This is a genomic window from Streptomyces rapamycinicus NRRL 5491 (assembly GCF_024298965.1).
Taxonomy (GTDB): domain Bacteria; phylum Actinomycetota; class Actinomycetes; order Streptomycetales; family Streptomycetaceae; genus Streptomyces; species Streptomyces rapamycinicus.
This window is the reverse complement of sequence record NZ_CP085193.1, coordinates 11538151-11560275: the sequence shown is the minus strand read 5'-3', so window position 1 is coordinate 11560275 and position 22125 is coordinate 11538151. Positions and strand designations below refer to the sequence as shown.

Genomic DNA, 22125 nt, shown 5'->3' with positions numbered 1-22125 from the left:
TCTCTGCCGGGCACCCTTCGGGTCACCTTTCGACATACTGCTCTTCTTGTCCCGATACGGACGCTATGGGCACCAACCGCCGGGGTCAACGAATCCGGGTCGGCATTGCCGAACGTTTGGCGTTCTCGCCGACAGGCTGTGCCACTGGCCGAAGAGCTACGATCGCGACATGGCCGGCCCGGTGCAGTCCATCGAGCGGGCGGCGGCGATCCTGCGGCTGCTCGCCCAGGGGTCCGGTCGGCTCAGTCTGGGCGAGGTGGCGGCCTCCCTCGGCCTCGCGAAAGGCACCGCGCACGGGATTCTGCGCACCCTGCAGAGCGTCGACTTCGTCGAACAGGACAAGGCGACGGGGAAGTACCAGCTCGGCGCGGCGCTGCTGCACCTGGGGACCAGCTATCTCGACATCAACGAGCTGCGGTCCCGCTCCATCAACTGGACCGACGCCCTGGCCGCGCGCAGCGGTGAGGCGGTCCGCCTCGGAGTGCCCCTGGAGGGCAAGGTCCTCATCGTCCACCACGTCTTCCGGCCCGATGACACCTTCCAGACCCTGGACGTGGGCTCGCTGCTGCCCCTGCACGCCAGCGCGCTGGGCAAGATTTTGCTGGCGTACGGGGCGACTCCCCTGGAGCCGCTCATGGAAACCGAACTGGAGAGCTACACCCGGCACACGCTCGACTCCCCCCAGCGGCTGAACCGGGCGCTGGCCGAGATCCGCGACACCGGGTGGGCGTTCGCGGCCCAGGAAATGATGATGGGCGAGGCGGACATCGCCGCGCCGATCCGCGGACAGGGCGGCCTGGTGGTGGGCGCCGTCGGCATCTCCGGCGCCATGGACCGCCTCTGCGACAGCAAGGGCCGGCCGCTCGGCTCGCTCGTCGGGCTGACGCGCGACGCCGCCCGGGCGATCTCCCGCGATCTCGGCGCGGCCCGCTGGTGATGCCCCATGCCCTGCTCCAACCCGCCCGAAGACAGGCCAGGCCATGGTTGAACGCTATGTGATGTCCATCGACCAGGGCACCATGTCCACCCGGTGCATCCTCTTCGACCACCAGGGACGGCTGGTCTCAGTCGGCCAGCGTGAACACGAGCAGTACTTCGCCAGGCCCGGCTGGGCCGAGCACGACCCCACCGAGATCTGGTCCCATCTGCGCCGTGTCGTCGTCCCCCGGGCCCTGGAGGGCGCCGGGATCCGCCCCGAGCAGATCGCGGCGATCGGCATCGCCAATCAGCGCGAGACCACGGTGGTCTGGGACCGCCGCACCGGCGTTCCGGTGGGCCACGCCATCACCTGGCAGGACACCCGTACCAGCGGCTATGTCGAGGAGCTGCGGCGGACCACCGGTGACGACTTCTTCCTGGAGCGCTGCGGACTGTCGCCCACGACGTACTTCTCCGCGCCACGGCTGCGCTGGCTGTTCGACCATGTCGACGGCTTGCATGCGCGCGCGGAGCGCGGCGAGGTGCTGTTCGGCACCATGGAGAGCTGGCTGATCTGGAACCTCACCGGAGGGCCCGACGGCGGACTGCACCTGACCGACGCCACCAACGCCAGCCGCACCATGCTGATGAACATCCGCAGCCTGGCCTGGGACGATGAACTGCTGGCCTATTTCGATGTGCCCCGGGCGATGCTGCCGGAGATCCGCTCCTCCGCCGAGTGCTACGGCATGGCCCGCGCCCTGCTGCCGGACGTCCCGATCTGCGCGGCCCTCGGCGATCAGCAGGCGGCGCTGTTCGGGCAGACGTGCTTCGCCCCCGGCGAGGCGAAGTGCACCTATGGCACCGGCAGCTTCCTCCTGGTCAACACCGGCACCGAGCTCGTACGGTCCCGGCACGGGCTGCTGACCACGGTGGGCTACAAGGTCGGCGGCGAGCCGCCGGTCTACGCCCTGGAGGGCCCGATCGCCGTCACCGGCTCACTGGTGCAGTGGTTCCGCGACCGCCTGGGGCTGATCCACAGCGCCCCGGAGATCGAGACGCTCGCCCGCGGTGTCGAGGACAACGGCGGCTGCTACATCGTCCCCGCCTTCTCCGGGCTGTTCGCCCCGCACTGGCGCAGCGACGCGCGCGGGGTGATCGTCGGGCTCACCTCGTACATCACCAAGGGGCATCTGGCCCGGGCCGTCCTGGAGGCCACCGGGTGGCAGACCCGGGAGGTGGTCGACGCCGTCAACGCCGACTCGCCCCGGCCGTTGCGCCAGCTGAAGGTGGACGGCGGAATGACCTCGAACAATCTGCTGATGCAGTTCCTGGCCGACGTTCTGGACATGCCCGTGGTGCGCCCCATGGTCTCCGAGACCGTCTCCCTCGGCGCCGCCTACGCCGCCGGGCTCGCCTCCGGCTACTGGCCGGATCTGGAGGGGCTGCGCCGCAACTGGCACCGCGCGGCCCAGTGGATGCCCACGATGGACCCCGCACGGCGGGACGCGGAGTACGAGAGCTGGCGGCGGGCGGTCGAGAGGTCGCTGGGCTGGGCCGGGTCGTAGCCCGGGGCATATTCCTCCACGGGCCGCGCGGGAATCGAGGCGGAACGGGACGTGTGAGTTCCCTGAGGCGGGGTATTCGAGCCAGCCGCGGCTGTTCACCCGAGCCGCTCTGGGACCCAGAAACCCATCAAGACCCAAAACCCGATCCATGGACGGAATCATGACCAGCCCTTCCGATGAAAACGTCTCCGCCACCCAGCAGGCCCTCGGCGAGCTGGCGGCCGACCGGGCGGACGAGTCGGCGCTGAACACCCTTGCCAACAGTGAGGTCCTCCTCCCCTCCGCCGAGACCGGAGAGGAGGCGGACCCGCAGGCCGTGACCCTGCCCGTGTTCCAGCAGGAGGACGGCGCGCAGCTGGTACCGGTCTTCACCACTCCGGCCCGGATGCACCAGGCCCTGCCCCAGATCGAGCGGTACCACCTGGTGCCGCTGGGCGCGCTGGCCCAGGGATGGCCCTCCGAAGAGCTCTCGCTGACCATCGACGCGGGCGCCCCGGAGGCCGTCACCCTCTCGGCCAACGGCGTGCGGAGCCTGCTCAGCGGCTCCGGCCCGGCCGCCTGACCCTCCCGCGGCGGTCCGTGCCCCCGCTCCGTACGGGCACGGGCCGCGGCGATGCCCGCTCCCGGCGGGCCGTTCGCTGATTGGCCATCGTCCCGATTCATCGTCTACCGTCCCGTGGACAACTGATCACGGAAAGCCACCGGCGGGACGGACCACGTGAGCGCGATCAACATCGGACAGGCCGTCGTTCTCGGCGTCGTGGAGGGGGTCACGGAGTTCCTCCCGGTCTCGTCCACCGGCCACCTCAAGATCACCGAGGGGCTGATGGACATCCCGGTGGACGACAAGTCCGTCGTGGCCTTCACCGCGGTGATCCAGGTCGGCGCCATCGCCGCCGTCCTGCTGTACTTCTTCCGCGACATCCGCCGCTTCGCCACCGCGTGGGCGCGGGGGCTGGTCAACCGCGAGGAGCGGTACCACCACGACTACAAGTTCGCGTGGTGGGTCATCTACGCCACGATCCCCATCGTGGTCGTGGGCCTGGCCGCCAAGCCGCTGATCGAGGGCCCGCTGGCCTCCCTGTGGGTGGTGGCCGCCTCGCTGATCGTGGGCAGCGGGCTGATGTGGCTGGCCGACCGGATGGGCCGCCACAAGCGCGGGGAGGACGACACCAGCGCCAAGGACGCGATGCTGGTCGGCTCCTCGCAGATCCTCGCGCTGCTCTTCCCCGGCTTCTCCCGCTCGGGCGCCACGATGGCCACCGGCCTCATGCTCGACCTGGACCGGGTGGCCGCCACCCGGCTCTCGTTCTTCCTGGGCATTCCGTCGCTGACCGGCGCGGGGCTCTACGAGCTCAAGGACGCCATGGGCGGTGGCGTGGGCACGATGCCGCTCGCGGTGGGCACGGTGGTGTCCTTCGCGGTGGCCTACGCCTCCATCGCCTGGCTGCTGAAGTTCGTCGCCAAGCATTCGTTCAACGCCTTCGTGATCTACCGGATCGTGATCGGCTTGGCGCTGTTCGGACTGCTCGGCGCGGGTGCCCTCAACGCCTGACGCCGCTGTGGGCGCCCCTCAACGCCTGACGCCGTCGCTCCAGCGGCTCGCCGGATAGTCGACATAGCCGCCCGCCCCGCCGGTGTAGTACGTGCCCGGGTCGCCCGCCGCCAGCTCGCGGTCCAGGGCGAACCGGGCCACGAGGTCGGGGTTGGCCACGAAGTGGGTGGCGTAGGAGACGGCGTCCGCGAGCCCGGCCTCGATCACCGCGTTGCCGGTCTCCCGGCCGAAGCCGTGGTTGGCGATCAGCGGGCCGCCGAAGAGGCGGCGGTAGCGGGCGAAGGCGTCGTGGTCCGGGGCGGCGCCGGGCTCGGCGGGGGCCGGTCCCCGCAGATGCAGATAGGCCAAGGGGTGGTCGCCCAGCTCCGCCACCAGCGCGTCGTAGTCGGCGAGCGTCCGCTCGTCGGCGGTGAACCGCTCGGCGGTCCAGTACGGCGACAGGCGCACGCCCACCCGGCGGCCGTCCCAGACCGCGGCGGCCGCGTCGACGATCTCCATCAGCAGTCGCCGCCGTCCTGCCTGGTCGCCGCCGTAGGCGTCGCGGCGGCGGTTCAGCCGTGGATTGAGGAACTGCGGGATCAGGAACGAGCCGACGGCGTGCACCTCGACGCCGTCGAAACCGGCGCGGCGGGCGTGCACCGCGGCCGCGCGGTACTCCGCGACCGTGTCCCGGATGTCGGTGATCGTCATCTCCCGTGGGGTGACCGTGACCTTGGGCCCGCCGGGGGTGTGGGTCCGCTCCCGGGGGTCGACCGCCGACGGACCGGCCGGAAGGGCGCCCCCGAGGTGGTCGGGGTGCGAGGCGGCGCCGGTGTGCCACAGCTGCAGCACGATCCGGCCGCCGAGTGCGTGGACGACGTCGGTGACCCGGCGCCATCCGCCGATCTGCTCCTCGCTGTAGACACCGGGGACGTTCGGGAAGCCGATGGCCCGCTCGCTCACCCAGGTCCCCTCGGTGATGATCAGCCCGGCCCCGGCCCGCTGCCCGTAGTAGTCCGTGTGCATACCGTTCGGGACCAGCCCCTCGCCCGTGGCCCGGGCCCGGGTCATGGGCGCCATCACCACCCGGTTGGGCAGCTGGAGGTCCCCCAGCGCCGCGGGGCGCAGCAGCGGCTGGTCCAGGACGGTCGAACAGGTGGTGGTCATGGTGTCTCTCCTCGTCACCTCTGCCGCATGGGATACGTCGTGGTTACGTCTGGGGAAGTGACGGAGCGCGGCGAGGAAAGGTGACCGATGGACGGGCGGAAACCGGGGAACGGACAGCGTCGGCACCCGCAGGACGGGCTGGCGGAGCGCTTCGAGACCCACCGCGGCCAGTTGCGGGCGGTCGCCTACCGGATGCTCGGCTCGCTCAGCGAGGCGGACGACGCCGTGCAGGAGACATGGCTGCGGCTCAGCCGCGCGGACGCCGAGGCGGTCGGGAACCTGACCGGCTGGCTGCGGACGGTGGTCTCCCGCATCTGCCTGGACATGCTGCGCTCCCGCACCGCGCGCCGGGAGGAGCCGGTCGGCCAGGAGCTGCCCGAGATGGCCCGGGAGACCGGGGACGGCGGCGGTCCGGAGGACGAGGCGGTGCTGGCCGACTCGGTCGGCAGGGCGCTGCTGGTGGTGCTGGACACGCTGGGCCCGGCCGAGCGGATCGCCTTTGTGCTGCACGATGTGTTCGCGGTGCCCTTTGACCGGATCGCGCCCATCGTGGAGCGCTCACCGGTCGCCACGAAGAAGCTGGCCAGCCGCGCCCGCCAGAAGGTGCGGGGCATCGCGGCGGTGCCCCGCGCCGAGCTGGACCGGCAGCGGCGCACCGTCGACGCCTTCCTCGCCGCCGCGCGCGGCGGGGACATGGCGGCGCTGCTCGCGGTGCTGGACCCGGATGTCGTCCGGCGTGCCGACCGCGCCGCCCTGCCCGAGGGGGTGCCCACGGTGGCCCGCGGTGCGCGGGCGGTGGCGGAGGAGACCGCCGGTTTCGCGCCGAGGGCGCGGTTCGCGGAGCCCGCGCTGGTGAACGGGTCCGTAGGGGTCGTCGTGGCCCCGCACGGCCGGCTGCTCCTCGCCCTGACCGTCACCGTCGAGGGCGGGAGGATCGCCGCGTACGAGGTGATCGCCGACCCCGAGCGGCTGAGCGGTCTGGAACTGGGCCTCCTCGACGGCGTACGGCCTCACGTAGCCTCGGCCCATGAGTGACTTACTGCCCTATCTGATCGTCGCCGGTGTGCTCGCCGGGCTCATGGGCTTCCTCGGCTGGGTGGCGTCCCTCGCCCGTCGCCGTGGCGCCACCGGCGCGGCCCTGCGGGCGGCGCTGGCCTCCCACGACGAGGCGTTCAGAGTGACCGCCTACGACTCCCACCACGAGATCGTGGCGCAGGCGGAGCGGAAGGCGCCGATCCTCTCCCCCGACGGTCAGTGGACGCCGAGCCGCATAGGGCCGGAGGGCCGCAGGCCCTCCGGCCCGCGGGCTCCCCGGGCCCGGCGGGGGCTGCTGCGCCGGTGGGGCCGCCGGGTGCGGGGGCGCTGAGGGCCGCCCAGCGGGCCCAGGGGGTGCCCGGCGGATCTTGATCTCTCCCCTCCCCGCCCCTTCCCACAGCACGCATTTGCGGCTCCGCCGCGTGACAGGGGCTCCGCCCCTGGACCCTGGGGTCAAGGGGCGGAGCCCCTGCGGAGGGCTGGGACGCAGCCCCCGCCCGGCGTCCGGGACGCAGCCCCCATCCGAGGTCCGGGACGCAGCCCCCGTTCGGGGGCCCGGGGCGCAGCCCCGGTAAGGGGCGGGGAACAGGCCGCCGCAGGCGTACGCGTGCCGCCGGGCGCCCCTAGGACGTCGCGGCCACCGGGTAGTCGGCTCCGAGGGTGACCTCGCGCCAGGTGTCGAAGGTGGCCCTGAGGGTGTCGAGCCGGGCCTGGGCGATGTCGTAGGCGGCCTTGCCCAGCAGCAGCCGCAGCGGGGGTTCCGCCGCCTCCACCGCGCCGATGATGGCCTCGCTCGCGCGGACCGGGTCGCCGGGCTGATGGCCGTAGGTGGCGAGAGTGCCGGCGCGCCGTGCGCCCGCGGTCCCGGCGTAGTCGTCGATGGTGGTGGCGGACTGGCGCATGGAGGGGCCGGACCAGTTGGTGCGGAAGGCGGCCGGTTCTACGATCGTCACCTTGATGCCCAGCGGCGCCACCTCGGCGGCGAGCGATTCGGACAGGCCCTCCACGGCGAACTTGGTGGCGTGGTAGTAGCCGGTGGTGCCGAAGGCGGCCAGGCCGCCGAGTGAGGAGATGTTCACGATGTGGCCGGCGCGGCGGGCGCGCATGCCCGGCAGCACCGCGCGGGTGACGTCCACCAGGCCGAAGACGTTGGTGTCGAACAGGGCCCGGACCTCCTCGTCCTCGCCCTCCTCGAGCGCGGCGAGATAGCCGTAGCCCGCGTTGTTGACGAGTACGTCGATGCGGCCGAAGGCGGTTTCCGCCTCCTGCACCGCCTCCGCCACCCGGTCCTTGTCGGTGACGTCGAGCGCCAGGGCCAGCGCGCGATCCCCGTGACCGGCGACGATGTCGGCCACCTGCCGGGGGTCGCGGGCGGTGACCACCGCGCGGTGGCCGTGGCCGAGGACGGCGGTGGCCAGGGCCCGGCCCAGACCGGTGGAACAGCCGGTGATGAACCAGACGGGCGAGTCATTGACGGTCATGCGGAAGAGTCCTTCGTCGTGGTGCTCATGGGGTCGTGGGGCGCCTCCACCACGTCGGCGGTGAGGCTGCCCAGCAGGGCCAACGCCTGCTCGGAGGGGCTGCCCGGCTCGGCCTGGTAGACGATGAGCTGCTGACCGGGGGCGCTGTTCACGGTCAGTGCCTCGTACTCCAGGGTCAGCTCACCGACCAGGCGGTGCCGGAAGCGCTTGGTCTCATGGGTCTTCTGGCGGATGTCATGGCGGGCCCACAGCCGCCGGAACGTCTCGCTCTTCAGCGACAGCTCGCCGACGACAGCGATCAGTTCCGGGTCCTCGGCGTCGATTCCGGCCGCCGCGCGGAGCCCGGCGACGGTGTTGACCGCCACCCGCTCCCAGTCGGGGTAGAACTCCCGCGCGTCCGGGTCGAGGAAGACCAGCCGCATCAGATCCCGGCTGTGGGTGTGCCCGTCGAAGAGGGCCCTGCCCAGGGTGTTGTGGGCCAGTACGGTCAGACAGCGGCCCAGGACCACGGCCGGGGTCCGCGGCCAGCCCTCCATCATCCGCAGCAGGGTCGGGCTCACCCGCTCCCGCCGCGCGGCCGGGCGGCGCCGGCCGGGGGCCGGACGGGCCAGCCGGTGCAGATGGGCGACCGCGTCCTCCTCCAGCACCAGCGCCCGGGCCAGCGCCTCGACCACCTGTGCCGAGGGATGCCGCTCCCGGCCCTGCTCCAGCCGTATGTAGTAGTCGGTGCTGACCCCGGCCAGCAGCGCGACCTCCTCCCGGCGCAGCCCCGCCACCCGGCGTCGGCCGGCGGGCAGGATGTCCACGTCCTCGGGCCGCACCTGTTCACGGCGGGCGCGCAGAAAGCGCCCCAGAGGGTTCTCGCTGTCCATGAAACCGAGCGTAGACCGGGGAAAGCACGGTCAGGGCCTCGTAAGGTGGCCGCGCTACTCCTACCCTGGGCCGGGGGGTGCCGCCCATGGACCACTACGGGGAGCGCAGGGTCGGCCGGGGGCCGGACGGAGACGGCTGTCCGGTGCGGCGGAGGCCGGACGGGATCTGGCAGGTGTCCGGCTACGAGGAGGCCCGCGCCGTACTGCGCGCCACGGCCACCGTGCAGGCCGGGCTCGGCGTCGAGACGGTGGAGAAGCTGCCGTCCCGATTCCGGCGGCCGGTGCTCTACCGGGACGGTGCGGAACACCGCGAGGACCGGCGGCAGACCGCCCGGTTCTTCACCCCGCGCCGGGTCGACGAGCACTACCGCGAGGTCATGGTCGAGGTGGCGGAGGCACAGCTCGACACCGTCCGGGAGACCGGCCGGGGCCACCTCGCCCGCTTGAGCTTCCACCTGGCCATCGAGGTGGCCAGTGCCGTGATCGGCCTCACGGAGAGCCGGCCCGGGATCCGGGGACGGCTGGAGCGCTTCTTCCCCGAGAAGTTCGGGACGCCCGGGCTGACCAGCCTCCACGGAATCCGCTGGCTGGTGCGGCAGAACTCCAACTGGCTGCGGTTCTACTGGGGCGATGTCCGCCCGGCCGTACGGGCCCGGCGGCGACGGCGGCGCGACGACCTGATCTCCCATCTGCTGGACGAGGGGTGTTCATCCGGCGAGATCCTGGGGGAATGCCTCACGTTCGCGGCCGCGGGCATGGTCACCACCCGGGAGTTCGTCAATGTGGCCGCGTGGCATCTGTTCGGCGACGCCGCCCTGCTGGCGCGCTACCGGGCCGCCGACGAGCCCGACCGGATCGCGGTCCTCCAGGAGATCCTCCGGCTCGAACCGGTCATCGGCCGGCTCCGCCGCCGTACCACCGCACCGCTCCGGCTGACCGGCGACGGCCGGGACCCGGACGCGGAAGTGACCGTCCCGGCCGGGGAGTTGGTCGACGTCCTGCTGCACCGCGCCAATGTCGACGCCCGTACGGTGGGCGAGCGGCCGGAGCGGCTGTGTCCGGGGCGCCCGATGGCCGCGGGCGCGGGGGCGCCGGGGCTGTCGTTCGGGGACGGTGCGCACAAATGCCCCGGGGCCACCATCGCGCTCCTGGAGACGGATGTCTTCCTCAGCCGGCTGTTCGCCCTGCCCGGCATCCGTATGGCGGCCCCGCCCAGGGTCGGCTTCAAGGACGGGATCGACAGCTACGAGCTGCGCGGCTGCACGGTCGTGCTGACCGGCCGGACCTGACCTGACGGACCTGAACGGCCGGACCTGACCGGGACGGTGGCGGGTGCGGGTCAGCGCGGGTACAGCTGCCGCCGCGCCGTGGTGAAGCGGGCGAGGACGTCCGGGAGCGGGTCGATGCCGATGCCGGGCGCGGTGGGCACCGGGAGGTGGCCGTCCTGGAGGACGAACGGCTCGGTGATGTCCTCGGCGAAGTACCGGCCGGAGGCCGAGGTGTCGCCGGGCAGGGTGCAGCCGGGCAGGGCGGCGAGGGCCAGGTTGGGGGCGCGGCCGATACCGGTCTCCAGCATGCCCCCGCACCACACCGGGACGCCGTGGGCGGCGGCGAGGTCGTGGATGCGGCGGGCCTCCGGATAGCCGCCGACCCGGGCCGGTTTGATGTTGATGACCCGGCAGGCGTCCATCGCGATCGCGGACGCGGCGTCGCGCGCGTTGTGGATGGACTCGTCCAGGCAGACCGGGGTGGTCAGCCGCCGCTGGAGCCGGGCGTGGGCGTGGAGGTTGTTCTCCTCCAGCGGCTCCTCGATGAGCAGCAGCCCGAACTCGTCGAGCTTCCTGAGGTGTTCGGCGTCGGCGAGGGTGTACGCGGTGTTGGCGTCGACCTGAAGCGGCAGCGCCTCGCCGAACCGTTCCCGTACCGCGCGCACCGGCGCCACGTCCCAGCCCGGCTCGATCTTCAGCTTGATGCGCACATAGCCCTCGGCGAGATACCGCTCGACGTCGTCGATCAGCTCGGGGAGTGAGTCCTTGATGCCGACGGACACCCCTGCGGGCACCCGCTCGTGGACCGAGCCGAGGAAGGTGGCCAGCGGCATGCCATGGGCGCGCAGTTCGGCGTCGAGCAGTGCGGTCTCCAGGGCGGCCTTGGCCAGCTCATGGCCCTTGACGGCGGCCATGGCGGGGGCGAGGGCCGCCGTCGTGGGCGTGGGGAGGGCGGCCACCCGGGGCAGCAGGAAGTCGCGGATCACGATCTCGGCGCCGGCGATGAACTCCGCGCAGTACAGCGGCTCCGGATCGGCGGCGAACTCCGACCAGCCCTCGGCCCGGTCGGTGACGATATGCAGCAGAAAGGTGTCCTTGCTGGTCATCGTCCCGAAGGAGGTACGGAAGGGGGTGATCAGCGGAAGGGCGACATGGAGCAGTTCGGCGCGTTCGAGCCTCATGGCCGCGGATCCTCTCCGGGGGTGGTCGGGGCGGGGTTCCGGGTGAGCCGGTACCAGCCGTCGCGGGACATCGCGGTGGCCCGGAAGCCCTCGGCGTACGCCTCGGTGAAGACCTCGCGCACGGCGTGCCGCCAGCGCAGCGCCAGGGCCGGGTCGGCGGTGCGCAGCGCGACGATGTCCCCGGGCACCCTGCACCACAGCCGGTCCGCGTGGCGGGCGGCGAGCGGGCCGTCGTCGGGGGCGTGGCGGACGACCGGGGCGGCTGCCCGGTCGCCGGTGTCATCGGCGGGGGCGGGTGCGGGCGCGGGTCGTGCGAGGAGGTCCCAGCGGGCGGTGAGCCGGTCGCTCTCGTCGCCGTCGTTCACCCCGTCGTTCATGGGGCCGTAGAGGTCGACCAGGTACTCGGCGCCGACGGCACCCAGTTTGACCAGGTTGAAGCGGGCGTTACGGGCGACCAGCGGGTCGAAGGTCCAGCGCATGGTGTGGGCCCCGCGCGCCAGGGCCCAGCCGCGCTGGGCCTGTTTGACGGCGTGGCCGACGCCCCGGTCGGAGGCGGTGGCGGCGGCCACGAGCGAGTACACCTCCCGGTCGGCCGGTGGGCCGAAGACCGCGACCGCGGCACCGGACAGCCGCTCGCCCTCCCGCCCGTCGGGCCCGGTGGTGTACGCGGCGTGCACCGCGCCGCCCGCGTGGACGATGCTGTGCAGCACCTCGGCCGGATAGGGCGGATGGCTGCGCGGCAGCCGCCACACCTCGGCGAAGAAGTCGGCCACCGCCTGGACACCGGCCACGTCGTGGACGGTGCGGACGGCGACCCCGGCGGCGCGGGCGGCGGCGGTGGCCAGCGCCTCGGCGTCCATCGTCACTGATGTCATGGGCCCGAGTCTCCCGGGACGGGCCCGCGCTCGGCTTGTCCGGACGCACAAGCGCGGCCTAGGGTCCTGTTGCGATCAGCCAATCGCCTCGCGCGTCAGCCCCTGGAAGGCCCGGTACCACCCATGGACACCCGCACCCTCGGGGAGCTTCTGGACACCCTGGGCGAGCCCGCGCTGCGGCTGGTCACCGCCCCGTCCGGGCTCACCACGCCCGTCACCGAGGTGCTGCTGTACGACCCCCACTCCCCCTTCCCGGACCGGGCGCCCGGCGCCCTGCTGCTGGCGGTCGGGGTGCGGGCGGACGCGGCCGGGGCGCTGGTGGACGAGGCGGCGGCCGCGCGGATGGCGGGTCTCGTCGTACGCGGTGAGAACGGGCCCTCGTCCGGGCAAGGGCCCTCGTCCGGGCAAGGGCAGGGACTCGCGGACGCCGTCGCCCGGGCGCGGGAGCGGGGGCTGGCCCTGCTCACCGTGGACGAGGACGCCGCCTGGCACCATGTCCATCTGCTGCTGGCCGGTGCGGTCGGGGCCCGGCCCTCCCCCGCGGGCGGCGCCGCGCTCGGCGACCTGTTCTCGCTCGCGGGCGCCGTGGCCACGGCCGTGGGCGGCGCCACCGTGATCGAGGATCCGCGCCAGCGCATCCTCGCCCACTCCACCATCCCGGGCCAGCCCGTGGACGAGCCCCGGCGCCAGGGCATCCTGGGCCGTCAGGTGCCGGGCAGCCCGGAGAACACCGAGCAGTACCGGGTGCTGTTCGCCTCCCACGGGCCGGTGCGCCTGCCCGCCCTGAGCGCCGAGGAACTGCCACGGCTGGCCGTCGCCGTACGGGCGGGCGGTGAGACCCTCGGCTCGCTGTGGGTCGTCGACGACGGGACCCTCGCACCGGATGCCGAGGAGGCGCTGGCCCAGGGCGCCTCGACGGCCGCCCTGCTCCTGCTGCGGGCGCGGGCGGCACAGGAGCTGTCCCGCCATATGACCGGCGATCTGCTGCGCCGTCTCCTGGACGGCACCGCCGAGCCCGCCACCGCCGCCGAGCGGCTGGGGCTGGCCCCCGGCACACCGGTGCGGGTGGCCGCCTTCGCGCTGGAGGGCGCGGCGGGCGCGCCGGACGGGGAGCAGGCCGCGCTGCGGCTGCTGGATCTCGTACGGCTGCAGTGTGAGGCGCGGTACGGGCGGCATGCCTGTGTGCTGGTCGACGGGGTGGTGTACGCGCTGCTGCCGGTGGCCGACGGGCGGGCCGGGGAGCGGCAGCGGCGGCTCGCCGAGGACATCGTGCGCCGCGCCGGGCAGGCGCTGAGGGTGCCGGTACGGGCCGGTCTCGGCGATGTGGTGCCGGAGGTGGCGGAGGTCCGCGGCTCGCGGGAGGACGCCGATCTGGTGCTGCGGGTGCTGGGCCCGGAGGAGACGGTGGCCGCGATGGCGGAGGTCCGGGCCCGGGCCGTACTGCTCCGGCTCGGCGAACTCCTGGGCGAGCGGCGGGAGTTGGCGGCCGGGGCCTGGCGGGACATCGTGGCGTACGACGCCGGGCACGGCACGGACTACGCCCGGACGCTGGTGTGCTGGCTGGACGCCGGATGCGATATGGCGCGGGCGGCCCGGCTGCTGGCCGTCCACCCCAACACCTGCCGCTACCGGCTGCGGCAGGCCCGGGCGCAGTTGGGGATCGACCTGGACGACCCGGACGAGCGGCTGGTGCTCTGGCTCCAGCTGCGCACCCTCGCGGGGCTGCGGGGCGCGGGCGTCTAGGGGGTTGTCCGGCGGCGCTTGGCGCCTGCGGCGGGCTGTTCCCCTCCCCGCCCCTTCCCGCAACTGGGGCTCCGCCCCAGACCCCGCTCCTCAATCTCCCCCAGCTACCGCTGGGAGGTACCCCCTGGAAGGGCTGGAAGGCCCGAGCCAGCCCATGAGCCGCGCCTCGCACTCCCGCAGCTGCTCCACCGGCACGCACTCGCCCGCGGTATGGGCCAGGGACGGGTCGCCGGGGCCGTAGTTGAGTGCCGGTGTGCCGAGCGCGGTGAAGCGGGCGACATCGGTCCAGCCCAGTTTGGGGCGGGGCGCCACGCCGAGGTACGCCACGAGCGAGGCGGCCGCTTCCCGGTCCAGGCCGGGAAGGGCGCCCGGGGTGTTCTCGGTGATCTCGACCTCGTACTCGGGGAAGAGGTCGCGTACGTACGCCTCGGCCTCCCGCGGTGAACGGCTGGGCGCGAATCGCAGGTTGACCGTGATCACACACAGGTCGGGCACCACATTCCCGGCCACGCCCGCGCGTACGGCCACGGCGCTCAGCCCCTCGCGGTACTCCAGCCCGTCGATGGTGATCCGCCCGGCGGTGTGGTCGTCCAGGCGCCGCAGGACGGCGGCGGCGCGGTGGGCGGCGTTGACCCCCTTCCAGGCGCGGGCGGTGTGCGCTCGCTCGCCGCGTACGGCGATGTCCGCCATCAGCACACCCTGGCAGCCCGCCTCGACACCGGCGTCCGAGGGCTCCATGAGGATCGCCAGATCGCCCCGGACCAGCTCGGGGCGTTCCGCGGCTATCCTGGCCAGTCCATTGCGGTCGCCGGCCACTTCCTCGCATTCGTAGAACACGTAGGTGATGTCGTGCGCGGGCGCGGGGAGCGCGGCCGCGAGCCGGAGGGCGACCGCGACACCGCCCTTCATGTCACAGGCCCCGAGCCCGTACAGCAGTCCCCCGGCCAGCCGGGAGGGAAGGTTGTCCGCGGCCGGGACGGTGTCCAGGTGCCCGGCGATGACCACCCTCCGGTCGCGGCCCAGCTGGGTGCGGGCCACGACGGAGTGGCCGATCCGCTCGACGGTCAGCCACGGCAGGGCGCGCAGCGCGCTCTCGACGGCGTCGGCGAGCGGCGCCTCATGGCCGCTTTCCGAGGGGATGTCGACCAGGGCGCGGGTGAGCGCGAGCACATCGGCGGTGGGGTCGAGCGGGGTCATGGGGTGGCCTCCGGTTCGGGGGCGGGGCGGTTGAGGGTGGAGTGCCGGATGCCGTAGAGCCCGTAGATCGCGAGTCCGACCGCCATCCAGGCGCCGAAGGCGATCCAGGTGTCGGCCCCGAGCCCGTACATCACATACCCGCAGCAGGCCACTCCCAGCAGGGGTGTCACGGGTGCGAGTGGCACCCGGAAGCTGCGTGGCGCGTCCGGCTTGCGGCGGCGAAGGATCAGCACGGCCAGGTTGACCAGGGCGAAGGCGAAGAGGGTGCCGATGCTGGTGGCGTCGGCGAGGTCGCCGAGCGGGATGAGCGCGGCGAGGAGGGCGACGAAGGCGGAGACGATGACGGTGCCCGCGCGCGGCACCCCCGTGCGCCGGTGGACCCTGGAGAAGAGGCCGGGGACGAGCCCGTCGCGGGACATCGAGAACAGGATGCGGATCTGTCCGTACTGCACGGTGAGGACCACGCTGGTGGTGGCGACGACCGCGCCGATGGAGAGCAGGATCGGCCACAGCTCGCCACCGCCGACGGAGCTGACGAGGACCTGGCTGAGCGTGGCCTCGGTGCCCTCGAACCGCTGCCAGGGCATCGCGCCGACCGCCGCCAGCGCCACCGCGCAGTACAGGGCGGTGACCAGGCCGAGCGAGAGGACGATGGCGCGCGGCAGATCGCGCTGTGGGTGCTTGGCCTCCTCCCCCGCCGTGGAGGCGGCGTCGAAGCCGATGTAGGAGAAGAAGAGCGAGGAGGCGCCCGCGGTCATCCCGGCCGTGCCGAGGGGGAAGAGCGGCCGGAAGTTCCCGGCGTGGAAGGCGGTGAAGGCCACCGCGCAGAAGATGACGAGCGCGGCCAGTTTCACCGCCACCATCACGGTGTTGACCACGGCGCTCTCCCGGGCGCCGCGCAGCAGCACCACCATGGCGAGGACGACGATGGCGGCGGCGGGGGCGTTCAGCACCCCGCCGTCGCCGGGCGGGGCGGCGAGCGCGTCGGGCAGGGTCCGGCCGACGGTGAGCTGGAGCAGTTCGTTGACGTACTGGCCCCAGCCGACCGCGACCGCGGCCACGGAGACGCCGTACTCCAGGATCAGACACCAGCCGCACACCCAGGCCACCAGCTCGCCCAAGGTGGCGTAGGTGTAGCTGTACGAGGACCCGGCGCCCGGGATCATGCCCGCGAGCTCGGCGTAGGACAGGGCGGAGAACAGCGCGGTGACCCCGGCGAGGACGAAGGAGAGCACCACCGCCGGGCCCGCCTGGGGCACCGCCTCGCCGAGCACCACGAAGATCCCGGTGCCGAGCGTGGCGCCGACGCTGAGCAGGGTGAGCTGGGTCAGGCCCAGGGTCCGGCGGAGCGGACCGCCACCGGCCTCGGCGACCAGCTCCGCCACCTCCCGGCGGCGGGTCAGCCTGCCGACCGGGCCGGTGGCCCGCCCCGGGGTCCGCCGGCCGTGCGGTTGTGTTCGCACACCGTTCACATTGCCTCCCTTGTCCGCGCCGCCGCGCTGTACGGCCCCTGATGATGCGGAAGGGAGCGGGCGGGGAGGTGCACGCATCGGCCAAAGACCCACCCGTGGCTTTGACCGTTCGGCCAAGGCCCGGCCGCGGCTATGCCGTCCGCGAGCGGTTGAGCAGCGCCAGGGAGCAGACGAGGGACACGGCCACCAGCACCATCTGGTAGATCACGACCGGCACGATGGATCCGCCGGCCGAGTGCAGCAGCCACTCGCCGACTAGGGGTGCCGTACCGCCGATGAGCGCCGAACACAGCTGGTAGGAGAGCGAGATACCGGTGTAGCGCACCGAGATCGGGAAGGCCGCGGCGAGCAGTCCGGCCAGGATCGCGTAGTTCATCGCGCCGGTGATGCCCAGCAGGGAGATGCCGAGCCCCACGACGACCGGCTGGGTCGTCGAGACACAGGCGTACATCACCGGCACCAGAGCGAAGTTGAGCCCCAGCAGGGCCGCCACGGTGCGGCGCGGGCCGAAACGGGCGGCCAGCACCACCCCGAAGGGCTGGGTGATGAACTGCAGAACGCTGTAGACGAGCAGCACGTTCAGCATGGTGGAGCGCTCCATGCCGAGGCTGTCGGTGGACCAGGCCAGGACGAAGGTGGTGATGAAGTAGGTGGCGGCGATGCCGATGGAGCTGGCGAGCACGCCGAGCACGAGGGATCCGGGGTGGCCGGTGACCAGCTCCCGCAGGGGCACCTTCGCTACCCGCTTCTCATCGCGCAGCCGGGCGAACTCCGGGGACTCCTCGACCTTGAGGCGCACCACCAGGCCGATGACCACCATCACGGCGGAGAAGAGGAACGGCACGCGCCAGCCCCAGGCGTCGAAGTCGTCGTCCGGAAGCTGGGTGAGCAGCGCGAACATCCCGGTGGCCAGGATCGATCCGGCCGGGGACCCCTGCTGTGCGAAGGCGCCGAAGGACAGCGCCTTCTCCTTGGGCGCGTGTTCGCTGGCGATGAGGACGGCGCCACCCCACTCGCCGCCGACCGCGATGCCCTGCACCAAGCGCAGCAGCACCAGCGCGATCGGCGCGGCGACGCCGACCTCGTCGTAGCCGGGGAGCAGCCCGATCAGGGTGGTGGCGATGCCCATCATCAGCAACGTGGTGACCAGCGTCTTCTTCCGGCCGATCCGGTCGCCGAGGTGGCCGAAGACGATGCCGCCGATCGGCCGGGCGAGGAAGCCGAGCCACAGGCTGCCGAACGCCTGCAGCGCGCCGGTGGTGTCCCCGCCGCCGCCGAAGAAGATCTTGCCGAGGACGAGCGCGGAGGCGGTGGAGTAGATGTAGAAGTCGTACCACTCGACGGTGGTGCCGATGAACGAGGCGAGACCGGCCTTGCGGGCGGTCCGCTCGCGGTCGGTGGCCGGGGCGCGGCCGGTGGCCGCCGCGGTGGCGGTGGGCTTGCTCATGGTCAGCGTCCAGATATGCGGTCGGCGAGACGGGCGATGGGCGATGTGGTGGTGCGGCCGGAGGACTCCGAGCGGTCGGCGGCACGGTACGCGGCGTACATACCGTGCACCCCGATCCACCGGAACGGTTCGGGCTCCCAGCGCCGGGTGCGGTGGCCGACCCAGGGCAGCGCGGTCAGCTCGGTGGAGTGGCCGAGCAGCAGATCGCGCAGGGTGCGCCCGGCGAGGTTGGTGGCGGCCACGCCATGGCCGACGTAGCCACCGGCGAAGCCGACGCCGGTGGCGGGGTCGTAGCCGATCGAGGCGCACCAGTCGCGGGGCACGGCCAGCACCCCCGACCAGGTGTGGTCGATGGCGGCCTCGGCGGTGTCCGGGAACAGGCCGGTGAGGATCCGCCGCAGGGCGCGCACGGTGTCCGCGCTGGTCTGCCCCGCCCGGTCGGTGCGGGAGCCGAACCTGTAGGGCACTCCGCGGCCGCCGATGGCGATGCGGCCGTCCGCGGTGCGCTGTCCGTAGGTGTAGGCGTGAGTGGCGTCGCTGAGGAGTTCCTGCCCCTCCCAGCCGAGCCGCTTCCACAGCTCGCCGGGGAGCGGCTCGGTGACGATCATCGAGGAGTTCATCGGCAGCCAGGTGCGCCGCTCGCCCTCGATACCGCTGGTGAAGCCCTCGGTGGCGCGGACGATCCGGCCCGCGCGGATGGTGCCGAACGGAGTGCTGACCCGGCCGGGGGCGATGGCGGTGACCGGGGTGGACTCCAGGATTCGCACGCCCAGCGCCTCCACCGCGGCCGCCAGGCCGCGCACCAGCTTGGCCGGGTGGACCCGGGCGCAGTGCGGATTGTGGTAGCCGGCCAGCGCCCCGTCCAGGCGCAGCCGCTCGCCCAGCCGGGGTGCGCTCAACCACTCCAGGTCCTGCCCGCCCCAGTGGCGCAGCTGGTCGTACGCGGCGCGCAGCCGGGGCAGTTGGGCGGCACCATGGGCGACGGTGAGATAGCCGCTCTTGACGATGTCGGCCTCGATGCCCTCGGTACGGGCCACCGAGATCACCTCGTCCACGGTGTGGATCATCTCCCGCTGGAGGGCGATCACGGCCTCGCGCCCGCGCTTCCTCGCATAGGTCCCGGCCGATCCGGCGATCTTGCAGCTGAGCCAGCCGGCGTTCCGCCCCGAGGCGCCGAATCCGGCGAACTCCCGCTCCACGACGGTGATGTCGAGATCGGGGGCGGCCTGTTTGAGGTAGTACGCGGTCCACAGCCCGGTGAAGCCCCCGCCCACGACACACACATCGGTGGCGAGGTCGCCGTCGAGCGGCGGACGCCGTTCGGGGAAGCCGGTCTGTCGGTACCAGAAGGACACATTTCCGTTCAGCACTGCGGCACTCAGCCAATCGTGGTCGAACGGCCGCTGGTCGGGCGGCCTGGGATGGCCCCGGTTTCATCGCGGATCGAAGTGGTTGGAGGTGGGATGGGCCGGGGCGGGGTGGATCAGTAGCTGGGTGGGCTGATCACCCACAGCACCCGGGCGGCCGCCCCGGCCGTCTCGCTCAGCCGGTGGGGTACGGCCGAGGAGTAGCGGATGCTGTCACCGGCGCCGAGGGTGAAGGAGCGCTCGCCGAGCTGGAGTCCGACCGTGCCCTCGAGGACGTACAGGAACTCCTCCGAGTCGCCGTGGCTGTAGGGGGTCTCTCCCGTGGAGCCATGGGCGTCGAACTCCCCCAGGAACACTTCGAGATGGTGCTGCGGCCCCGGGGTCAGCCGGAACTTGCGCCCGCCGAGCACCCCGAGGGCGAGCCGGGGCGCCTCCTCGGCGCGCAGCACGCTCGGGCCGCTGGTGAAGTCGTCGCCGAACAGATCCGCCACCTTCAGGCCGAGGGCGCGGGCGACCTGCTGGAGGGTGGCGATGCTGGGATTGGCCTGCCCGCGCTCTATCTGGCTGAGATAGCCCTCACTGATCCCGGCTGCCTCGGCGACGGTCCGCAGCGTCAGCCGGCGCGCCTTGCGCAGCGCGCGCAGCCGGTCGCCCACGGACTCGTCGCCGGTTTCCGCGGCCCGGTCCGTGGTGTGTTCGTTCTCCATGGCCGCACACGTTAAGAGCACTGAGTGGATGACACAAGAGTCTGAACTGAAAACTCAGAAATCTTTACTGACCGGATCCGGCGCTCAGCCCGTCCAGGGTGAGGTCGAGGAGGCGGTCGGCCTGCTCCCGCTGTTCGGGCTTCCCCGAGGCGAGGGCGATGCCGGTGAGGGCGGCGAACATATCGGTGGCGGTGATGTCCGACCGGATCACACCAGCCGCGACGGCGGCGTCCATCAGCCGCGAGAGCGCGTCCTGGATCATCTCGTGGCTCCGCGCGTACGGATTGACGCCCGACGCGACCACGCCCCGCAGCGCGTCCGCCATGCCCAGCTTGGCGTTGGCGTAGTCCATGAAGCGGGCCAGCCACGCCCGCAGGGCCTCGCGCGGGGGCAGGGCCGCCAGCAGTTCGGGGGCGGCGTCGCAGAGCCGGGCCAGCTCATTGCGGTAGGCGGCCTCGATCAGCAGCTCACGGGTCGGGAAGTTCCGGTAGAGGGTGCCGGTGCCGACGCCCGCCTCCTTGGCGATGCGCTCCAGGTGGGCGTCCAGCCCCTCCTCGGCGAACACCCGCACCGCGGCGGAGAGGATCTTCTCCCGGTTGCGCTGTGCGTCGGCGCGCAGCGGGCGCCCTGGATCCCTGGCCATCGGCGGCTCTCCTCATTCCCGGTTGCTAAGTGGAGGAGCACCCACTTAGTGTGGGGTGAAGTGGCGGCGCCTCCACTTCTCACTGTAGGCCATCGCCGCCACCTCCTTTCCCCCTGCCCTCCCGCAATATTTCCACTGGAAGGAACCCCCATGACATCGGGTATCGAAGGCAAGGTCGTCGCCATTACGGGCGCGAGCAGCGGTATCGGCGAGGCGACCGCGCTGCTGCTGGCCGAGCGCGGCGCCAAGGTCGCCCTCGCGGCGCGGCGGTCGGACCGCATCGAGGCACTGGCGGCCCGGATCGCCGGGGCGGGCGGCGAGGCCGTCGCCGTCGTCACGGATGTGAAGCGGCGCGCGGATATGGCCCGTCTGGTCGCGACGGCACGCGAGCGGTACGGAAAGCTGGACGTCCTGGTCGGCAACGCCGGTATCAGCCCGATCTCCGCCCTCGACGATCTGCGCGTCGAGGACTGGGAGGCGATGGTCGACGTCAACATCAAGGGGGTGCTGTACGGCATCGCCGAGGCCCTGCCCGTCTTCCGGGAGCAGGGCTCCGGGCATTTCGTGCACACCCTCTCCACCGCCGGGCTGACCATCGTCCCGACGATGTCGGTCTACGCCGGCACCAAGAACGCCGTGCGCGCCATCTCCGAAGGGCTGCGCAAGGAGGCGGGCGAATCGCTGCGGGTGACCACCGTCTCGCCGGGGTTCATCCGGACGGAGCTCGCGGATTCCATCACCGACCCGGACACGAGGGGCGGGATCCAGACCCGCATGGACAAGATCGCGATCTCCCCGGGCGCCATCGCCCGCGCCATCGCGTTCGCCATCGAGCAGCCGGCCGATGTCGACGTCAATGAGATCGTGGTCCGTCCCACCGCGCAGGGCTGAGGTCCGTGCCCGGGGGGCAATGGGCGGGCGTGCGGCCGGTGTCCAGGACCGCGGCATGGACGGCCGCGGTGAGCACCGCGGCCGCGAGTGCCCATGAGATCCAGTCCCCCGGGTCCGGCAGCCACTGCCGCCCCAGCGCGATCGGACAGATCGCCACCGCGTATCCGGCGGGTACGGTACGCGGCACGATCCCCTTTCGGGCGGCGCCGAGGAATAACAGCGGCGCCAGCAGCCCGGCCGAAAACACCACGCCCGCCACCCACAGCACCCGGTGCCGCCGACTGCCGTAGAGAGCGGGCCGTGCGGATGTTCCGGTGGAATATTCGTTCACGATCGCCTTTCGTTCGGTGCGGAGTGCAGACGATTGAGTGCGTGACGTGCGCTCACCGCACCGATACCGTCCAGATCACGAAGCTGACGCGCGGAAAAACCGGAGAGCAGTTCGAGATTATCGACACCGGCCCTGAGCAATGCGTTGGCCAAACGATGTCCGATTCTGTCGTGTCCGAGGGCATCGAAGAGTTCGCCCCCCTCGCAGGAACCGCAGCTCCGTCCGGGTGCGCTGGGCGCCATTTCCCGGGCTCCGCAACCACCGCACATATCGATCACCCGGCCATCCCATCGCGCCCTCGACCAGCTCATTTGGACGATGACTTCGCGGAGCGCACCGACGCTGTCGGCCGCTGAGGAGGAATGAGTGGCGCCACAGATGTCACATCGAATGGTGATCGAATGGCTCATGTGAGCATGATGGCAGAG

Annotated in this window: 22 protein-coding genes; 9 read left to right on the top strand and 13 right to left on the bottom strand. The window is 72.4% G+C overall.

The features are described from left to right. Positions 1 to 169: 169 nt before the first annotated feature. From LIV37_RS47375 to LIV37_RS47360, 4 genes are all read left to right on the top strand, one after another. Entirely contained in the window at positions 170 to 937 is a 768-nt protein-coding gene (locus LIV37_RS47375) for an IclR family transcriptional regulator (RefSeq protein ID WP_020874205.1), read from the top strand. A gap of 43 nt (positions 938 to 980) precedes the next feature. Continuing rightward, positions 981 to 2486: a glycerol kinase GlpK gene (glpK, locus tag LIV37_RS47370; RefSeq protein WP_121826537.1), complete on the top strand. Its 1506-nt coding sequence runs from the start codon at positions 981 to 983 to the stop codon at positions 2484 to 2486. A 160-nt stretch (positions 2487 to 2646) separates the two neighbouring features. Continuing rightward, the gene (locus LIV37_RS47365; protein ID WP_020874203.1) at positions 2647 to 3048 is read left to right on the top strand and encodes an SseB family protein; all 402 of its coding nucleotides are present in this window, start codon (positions 2647 to 2649) and stop codon (positions 3046 to 3048) included. A gap of 156 nt (positions 3049 to 3204) precedes the next feature. Next, positions 3205 to 4041, top strand: a complete 837-nt coding sequence (locus tag LIV37_RS47360; RefSeq protein ID WP_020874202.1) for an undecaprenyl-diphosphate phosphatase — start codon at positions 3205 to 3207, stop codon at positions 4039 to 4041. A gap of 18 nt (positions 4042 to 4059) precedes the next feature. Here the strand turns inward: LIV37_RS47360 and LIV37_RS47355 are convergent, their stop codons facing one another. Next, positions 4060 to 5187, bottom strand: coding sequence for an alkene reductase (locus LIV37_RS47355; RefSeq protein ID WP_020874201.1), 1128 nt, complete (start codon positions 5185 to 5187; stop codon positions 4060 to 4062). A gap of 87 nt (positions 5188 to 5274) precedes the next feature. Between LIV37_RS47355 and LIV37_RS47350 the strand changes: the two genes are divergently transcribed. Both LIV37_RS47350 and LIV37_RS47345 read left to right on the top strand, forming a co-directional pair. After that, positions 5275 to 6222 carry a sigma-70 family RNA polymerase sigma factor gene (locus tag LIV37_RS47350; protein ID WP_020874200.1) on the top strand — a complete coding sequence of 316 codons (948 nt, stop codon included), beginning with the start codon at positions 5275 to 5277 and terminating at the stop codon, positions 6220 to 6222. Further along, on the top strand, positions 6215 to 6553 hold the full coding sequence (locus tag LIV37_RS47345) for a hypothetical protein (protein ID WP_020874199.1): 339 nt from the start codon (positions 6215 to 6217) through the stop codon (positions 6551 to 6553). The genes LIV37_RS47350 and LIV37_RS47345 overlap by 8 nt, the downstream gene beginning before the upstream one ends. 292 nt (positions 6554 to 6845) lie before the next feature. Here the strand turns inward: LIV37_RS47345 and LIV37_RS47340 are convergent, their stop codons facing one another. Further along, on the bottom strand, positions 6846 to 7703 hold the full coding sequence (locus LIV37_RS47340; protein WP_020874198.1) for an oxidoreductase: 858 nt from the start codon (positions 7701 to 7703) through the stop codon (positions 6846 to 6848). Next, positions 7700 to 8575 (bottom strand): helix-turn-helix transcriptional regulator, encoded by an 876-nt coding sequence (locus LIV37_RS47335; protein WP_020874197.1) that lies wholly within the window; start codon positions 8573 to 8575, stop codon positions 7700 to 7702. Before LIV37_RS47335 ends, LIV37_RS47340 begins: the two co-directional genes overlap by 4 nt. A gap of 86 nt (positions 8576 to 8661) precedes the next feature. Here LIV37_RS47335 and LIV37_RS47330 point away from each other — a divergent pair, with 86 nt between their 5' ends. Continuing rightward, complete coding sequence (locus LIV37_RS47330) at positions 8662 to 9864, top strand: cytochrome P450 (protein WP_020874196.1); 1203 nt, start codon at positions 8662 to 8664, stop codon at positions 9862 to 9864. Between the two features lie 50 nt (positions 9865 to 9914). Here LIV37_RS47330 and menC read toward each other — a convergent pair whose 3' ends face one another. Together menC and LIV37_RS47320 are read right to left on the bottom strand one after the other, a co-directional pair. Further along, complete coding sequence (gene menC / locus LIV37_RS47325; RefSeq protein WP_020874195.1) at positions 9915 to 11024, bottom strand: o-succinylbenzoate synthase; 1110 nt, start codon at positions 11022 to 11024, stop codon at positions 9915 to 9917. Beyond that, entirely contained in the window at positions 11021 to 11899 is an 879-nt protein-coding gene (locus LIV37_RS47320) for a chorismate synthase (RefSeq protein WP_243146525.1), read from the bottom strand. Before LIV37_RS47320 ends, menC begins: the two co-directional genes overlap by 4 nt. A 123-nt stretch (positions 11900 to 12022) precedes the next feature. Between LIV37_RS47320 and LIV37_RS47315 the strand changes: the two genes are divergently transcribed. Beyond that, positions 12023 to 13642 (top strand): PucR family transcriptional regulator, encoded by a 1620-nt coding sequence (locus tag LIV37_RS47315; protein WP_020874193.1) that lies wholly within the window; start codon positions 12023 to 12025, stop codon positions 13640 to 13642. Between the two features lie 90 nt (positions 13643 to 13732). Here LIV37_RS47315 and dapE read toward each other — a convergent pair whose 3' ends face one another. The 6 genes from dapE to LIV37_RS47285 form a co-directional block, all read right to left on the bottom strand. Beyond that, a complete protein-coding gene (dapE, locus tag LIV37_RS47310; RefSeq protein WP_020874192.1) occupies positions 13733 to 14839 on the bottom strand; it encodes a succinyl-diaminopimelate desuccinylase in 1107 nt (368 codons plus the stop codon). Beyond that, on the bottom strand, positions 14836 to 16302 hold the full coding sequence (locus LIV37_RS47305; protein WP_373920800.1) for an amino acid permease: 1467 nt from the start codon (positions 16300 to 16302) through the stop codon (positions 14836 to 14838). Before LIV37_RS47305 ends, dapE begins: the two co-directional genes overlap by 4 nt. 139 nt (positions 16303 to 16441) lie before the next feature. Continuing rightward, on the bottom strand, positions 16442 to 17758 hold the full coding sequence (locus tag LIV37_RS47300; protein WP_020874190.1) for an MFS transporter: 1317 nt from the start codon (positions 17756 to 17758) through the stop codon (positions 16442 to 16444). Positions 17759 to 17760: 2 nt separating this feature from the next. Next, a complete protein-coding gene (locus LIV37_RS47295) occupies positions 17761 to 19128 on the bottom strand; it encodes an NAD(P)/FAD-dependent oxidoreductase (protein WP_020874189.1) in 1368 nt (455 codons plus the stop codon). A 113-nt stretch (positions 19129 to 19241) separates the two neighbouring features. Further along, positions 19242 to 19832: a helix-turn-helix domain-containing protein gene (locus LIV37_RS47290; protein ID WP_020874188.1), complete on the bottom strand. Its 591-nt coding sequence runs from the start codon at positions 19830 to 19832 to the stop codon at positions 19242 to 19244. A 64-nt stretch (positions 19833 to 19896) separates the two neighbouring features. Further along, the gene (locus LIV37_RS47285) at positions 19897 to 20475 is read right to left on the bottom strand and encodes a TetR/AcrR family transcriptional regulator (RefSeq protein ID WP_020874187.1); all 579 of its coding nucleotides are present in this window, start codon (positions 20473 to 20475) and stop codon (positions 19897 to 19899) included. Positions 20476 to 20625: 150 nt separating this feature from the next. On the opposite strand from LIV37_RS47285, the gene LIV37_RS47280 reads away from it, so the two are divergent. Then, positions 20626 to 21366: an SDR family oxidoreductase gene (locus LIV37_RS47280; RefSeq protein WP_020874186.1), complete on the top strand. Its 741-nt coding sequence runs from the start codon at positions 20626 to 20628 to the stop codon at positions 21364 to 21366. Here the strand turns inward: LIV37_RS47280 and LIV37_RS47275 are convergent. Beyond that, complete coding sequence (locus LIV37_RS47275; protein ID WP_185058111.1) at positions 21329 to 21697, bottom strand: hypothetical protein; 369 nt, start codon at positions 21695 to 21697, stop codon at positions 21329 to 21331. The genes LIV37_RS47280 and LIV37_RS47275 overlap by 38 nt on opposite strands. Beyond that, positions 21694 to 22107, bottom strand: coding sequence for a hypothetical protein (locus LIV37_RS47270; protein WP_148717922.1), 414 nt, complete (start codon positions 22105 to 22107; stop codon positions 21694 to 21696). The genes LIV37_RS47275 and LIV37_RS47270 overlap by 4 nt, the downstream gene beginning before the upstream one ends. Between the last annotated feature and the right edge of the window lie 18 nt (positions 22108 to 22125).